This window comes from uncultured Cyclobacterium sp., assembly GCF_963976465.1.
Lineage (GTDB): Bacteria > Bacteroidota > Bacteroidia > Cytophagales > Cyclobacteriaceae > Cyclobacterium.
Window position 1 is genome coordinate 1 of sequence record NZ_CAXBOC010000471.1, and the last position, 4,349, is coordinate 4,349.

The 4,349-nt window shown below is 41.3% G+C and carries 5 protein-coding genes; all 5 read left to right on the plus strand.

Features of this window, described 5'->3' with window-relative positions:
- Positions 1 to 798 (plus strand): PP2C family protein-serine/threonine phosphatase (locus AAC037_RS20475; RefSeq protein ID WP_339905225.1); only part of this gene is annotated, 798 nt, incomplete at its 5' end.
- A gap of 1 nt (position 799) precedes the next feature.
- Positions 800 to 1,426, plus strand: coding sequence for a polysaccharide deacetylase family protein (locus AAC037_RS20480; RefSeq protein ID WP_339905227.1), 627 nt, complete (start codon positions 800 to 802; stop codon positions 1,424 to 1,426).
- Positions 1,427 to 1,429: 3 nt separating this feature from the next.
- Positions 1,430 to 2,530 (plus strand): glycosyltransferase family 2 protein, encoded by a 1,101-nt coding sequence (locus AAC037_RS20485; protein WP_339905229.1) that lies wholly within the window; start codon positions 1,430 to 1,432, stop codon positions 2,528 to 2,530.
- Entirely contained in the window at positions 2,527 to 3,309 is a 783-nt protein-coding gene (locus AAC037_RS20490; RefSeq protein ID WP_339905230.1) for a TatD family hydrolase, read from the plus strand. Before AAC037_RS20485 ends, AAC037_RS20490 begins: the two co-directional genes overlap by 4 nt.
- Positions 3,299 to 4,349: asparaginase (locus tag AAC037_RS20495; RefSeq protein ID WP_339905231.1), on the plus strand; the 1,051-nt coding region annotated here is incomplete at its 3' end. The genes AAC037_RS20490 and AAC037_RS20495, both read left to right, overlap by 11 nt.

Genomic DNA, 4,349 nt, shown 5'->3' on the forward strand with positions numbered 1-4,349 from the left:
TTGGATTTTACCCAAGCATTGACGAATATTTTGGTGGTTGCCTTGGAAAACAAGCGCTTTGCCAGAAAGCAATTGGAACAGGAAAGTTTTCGAAAAGAGATGGAAATTGCCAGCAATGTTCAACGGATGTTGTTTCCTGCCACCTTGCCCAACCATGAGAAACTCAAGGCGAAAGTAACTTATATTCCCCATTTTTCTGTAGGCGGGGATTATTATGATTTAATTCAGCCAACAGAAGATGATGTGTATTTTTGTGTGGGGGATGTGTCAGGAAAAGGAATGCCGGCATCTTTGCTGATGTCCAATTTCCAAGCGGCCCTTAGAACAGACTTGAAAACCATAGTTGAACAATTGAATTTGTCCATCTTTGATGCCACCAAGGGTGAACGATTTATCACTTTCTTTCTAGGACATTATTCCTATAGCCAAAAGAAGTTGACTTATGTGAACGCAGGGCATAACCCTCCAATTTTATGTTTGAATTCAAAAAATTCAGCAGAATTACTTGAGGCAGGCACCACTATTTTAGGGGCATTTGAGAACTTGCCCTTTTTGGAACTTGGAGAACGAGAAAATCTAGATCATTTTGTCTTGCACCTGTATACGGATGGTTTAACAGAGGCCATGAATCCTCAGGACGAGGAGTATGGAGAAGAAAGGTTGCTAAGCTTTATCAATCATTGCAGGGATAGTACTCCGGAAGACTTTCATGTAGGACTGTTGGAGGATATGGAAAAATTTTCAGATGGGGTTCCGGGAAGAGATGACATTACTTTATTAAGTCTTCAATTCAATTGATATGCGATTGTATAAAGTTCCGGGGATAGCCCAAAAGTTGATTAAAGGATATACCTGGCACAGAGATCGTAAGGAAAAAACGGTTTATTTGACTTTTGATGATGGGCCGGTTCCCGGGGTTTCTGATTTTGTGTTGCGTCAATTGGATGATTATAGGATGAAAGCCAGTTTTTTTATGGTTGGAGACAATGTCCAAAAACACAGCGCTTTGGCCTTGGAAATAGCCCAAGCAGGGCATGGGATAGGAAACCACACTTTTCACCACCTAAAAGCGCCAAAAACTTCACTTGCTGTTTATTTGAATGATGTGGCGAAATGCCAAAAAGTCATTGAAGAGAAATTGGGGATTCGTACAAAAATTTTCCGTCCTCCTTATGGCAGGTTGGGCAACAATTTTTTAAGCAGTTTGTCCCAAGAATATGAAATTGTACTTTGGGATTTGATATCATGGGATTTTAAACAAGAGCTGCAACCCATAAAAGCCTTGAAGAAAATAAAGCAACACACAGAAAATGGTTCGATTGTTTTGTTTCATGATCAGCAAAAATCAAAAGCAAACCTGCAGAAAATTTTACCACCGTATTTAGATTTTTTGGCTAGTAAAGGTTTCAAAACAGAAGTATTGTAAGCGATGATAGGTCCAGTAGCACTTTTATTGGTGATTTTAGTTTCCCTTCTTTATGCTACCTTGTGTGTTTTGATTCGGTTTAATTTTAAGCAATACGAATCTGAAACATTTACTTTGCCGACGATCACCGTATTGTTGCCATGTAGGAATGAGGTCGGCAACTTACCCGAATGCCTGAAGGCCCTTGAAGAAATGGATTATCCCCCCGAAAAAATAAGTTTTTTGGTAGCTGATGATCATAGTGAGGATCAAACCCTCAGCCTATTAAAGGATTGGGTAGATAAAGCAGAAAATCGCACTTTGGTGCCCTTGCAGAAAAGACCTGAAAAAGGAGAAAATGGTAAAGCCAAAGCGCTGGAAGAGATGGCAAGGCAGGTCACATCCGGCCTTATGGTCTTTACAGATGCCGACTGTGTGGTTCCTGCCAACTGGTGTAAGGCATTGGCTAAAGTTTACAGAGAGGAATTTGGGCTCCTTACCGGAATCACTACAGTGGCTGGTGGAGGTTTGTTTGCAAGAATGCAGGCCTTGGATTGGTGGCTTACTTTGGGTAAGGTAAAAGTGGTTTCCGATATTGGATATTCTCTTACCGCAATGGGAAATAATATGGCAATGGGAAGAACTGCATATCAGCGTGCAGGAGGTTTTGGAGGGGTGGTAAAGGATGTAACTGAGGATCTGGCCATGTCTATCGCTTTGTATAATAAGGGCTACCGTCCCATTCATCTGGTCAATAAGGAGTCATTGGTAAGGACCAAGCCGGAAAAAACCGTATGGAACTTACTCCAGCAAAGAAAACGTTGGATGCGGGGAGCCTTCCTTTTACCTCTGGTCTGGCAGTTATTATTAGGTCTTCAAGTTGCATTCTATGCCGGCTTAATGGTGGGTTTGTATTTTATACCTTGGTGGACTGTGGTTTTTTGGCTATTTAAAATTATCTTTCAATCCCTATTTATTCACACATTTGCCGGTAAAACAATGACCAGAGTCAGTATTTTTGATTTAATTTACTTTGAAATATACAATTGGTGGGTAAGTTGGGCAACGGTAATTTTTTACTTTTACCCTATTGAACTAACCTGGAAAAACCGAGAATACACATGAAATTTATTGAAACTCACGCACATATATACAGTAAGAAATTTAGTGAAGATGTCACAGCTGTGGTGGAGCGATCCATTGAGGCAGGAATAGATAAGATTTTTATGCCCAATATAGACCTGGAATCAATTGAGGGGATGCTTGCCCTTGAACAAAGGTTTCCGGGCCATTGTTATCCCATGCTGGGTTTACACCCTTGTGATGTAGACAAAAATTTTGAAAAGATCCTTACCGAGATGGAAAAATGGTGGGACAAGCATACCTTTTATGGAGTGGGGGAAACAGGAATAGACCTTTACTGGGACAAGACTTACCTTGAGGAGCAAAAAGCTGCCTTGAAAATCCAGGTAGATTGGGCTAAAGAAAAGCAGTTGCCCTTGATTTTACATTGTAGAGAATCGCTGGATGAAACCATTGAATTACTAGCGCCTTTGGTGGATAAGCGCTTGACAGGTATTTTTCACTGTTTTTCCGGAACCTTAGCCCAGGCCAAACAAATCATTGAAATGGGTTTTTATTTAGGAATAGGGGGAACCCTCACCTATAAAAACAGTGGGGTAGGTGCAGTGATCGGAGAACTTGGGCCGGAGCACCTTGTGTTGGAAACAGACAGTCCTTACCTTTCGCCTGTGCCTTTTAGGGGCAAGAGAAATTCACCGGAATACATTCCTTATATCGCCGAAAAAATGGCAGAATTTACCGGGTTTAGTATTGCAGAGGTTTCGGAAATAACCAACAGGAACGCATTAAAAGTTTTCAAATTGTTGCCTGATGAATTATAAAATAGTACGTCTTAATACAGCGGCACAGCAAGAGATTGAACATTCGGTATTGATCATCTATACCGGAGGTACTTTGGGGATGGCTTATGACGATGATGGGGCCTTGGTACCATTTAATTTTGGGAAAATACTTGAAAAAATCCCCAACCTCAATAACCTGAATATCAGTATTACGGTGATTTCCTTTCCGGAGCCCATAGACTCTTCCAATATCAATTTGCAGCATTGGGGAGACATGGCTTATATTATTTTTGAAAACTATGATACCTATGATGGATTTGTAGTGCTTCATGGAACTGATACCATGGCTTACAGTGCGTCTATGTTAAGCTTTATGCTAAAAGGGCTGAATAAACCTGTGATTTTTACCGGAGCACAATTGCCGATCAGTGCCATGCGGTCTGATGCCCGGGAAAATCTGATGACCTCATTGGAAATCGCCATTTCCAAGGCCAACGGAAAGCCTATAGTGCCGGAGGTATGTATTTTTTTCAACCATTTGCTACTACGTGGCAATCGTGCCAAAAAAGTACAAAGTGTTCACTTTGATGCTTTTGAGTCAGAAAATTATCCACCATTGGCTGAATCAGGCATTGTCATTGATTACAACTATTCAGCCATTCGACCTTATGAAGAGGGGAAGAAACTTCGATATGTTAACAAGCTGGATAAAAGTGTTATGGTGCTCAAATTGTTTCCCGGCATCACCCAACAAGTGATCCATCATAGTTTGAGTATGGAAGGCCTTAAGGGGGTGGTTCTAGAAACTTACGGATCAGGTAACAGTCCTAGTGAAAGTTGGTTTATCAAAGAGATGGAAGATGCTGTAGACCGAGGGATTTTGATACTAAACGTTTCCCAATGCAATGGGGGACGGGTAATTCAAGGGAGGTACCAGACCAGCATGGACTTAAAAAGGGTAGGGGTTTTGAGTGGTGCAGACATCACCACTGAGGCAGCAATCACCAAAATGATGTTTCTATTGGCCAATGAACCGGATGAAACAGAGATCAAAAGACGGATGATGATGCCCTTGGCCG